The following is a 537-nucleotide window of genomic DNA, read 5'->3' as shown; positions in this document are numbered from 1 at the left end:
TGCGCCAGAACCAGCCGTGCTTGCCGGTAAAGGCCGCTTTCAGCACATCCTCGTCCCGAGGCAGGCCACGACCCTTTTCATAGCTGATGAACTTGTCACCGGGGGCGTCGCCATGCAGGTCGAAATTGACGACCCCGTTTTCGGCAACCCACAGGAATTCGACTTCGGCGCCTTCCTCCATTGTCAGTTTGACCTCGGTTCCTTCGCCGGGGGTCAAGACGACATTGAACTGCTCGGTCCATTCAGGGGTCTCAGTTTGCGCATGGGCCGCTCCGACAAACAGGCCGAAGACATCGTCAAGCAGGCTTGTCTGATCGTCGCCCGCCGTTTCCTTTGCTTTGTCGGCTTCTGCCTCTGCTGCGAGTTGGGATTTAATCTCTCCCATCTCTGCAAGGCCAAGCACGCGACCAATGCGTGTGGGGTCGATTCCGTATTCAGCCGGCAGCACGATCGTCACCAGGATCACGATGGCCGACACAGCGGCAATGATCGTGGATTTCAGAAGTTGTGCCGAGCTTGGCAATTCTTCGAGGCTGG

At 57.9% G+C, this 537-nt stretch carries 1 protein-coding gene; it reads right to left on the bottom strand.

Annotation, left to right across the window (positions count from 1 at the left end):
* Positions 1 to 537, bottom strand: a 537-nt coding sequence (locus ACR0KW_RS24310) for a transmembrane anchor protein (RefSeq protein ID WP_480807317.1), incomplete at both ends; no start/stop codon positions are given.

Source organism: Ruegeria sp. CG11 (genome assembly GCF_056537245.1).
This window is presented reverse-complemented; position numbering and strand designations above follow the sequence as displayed.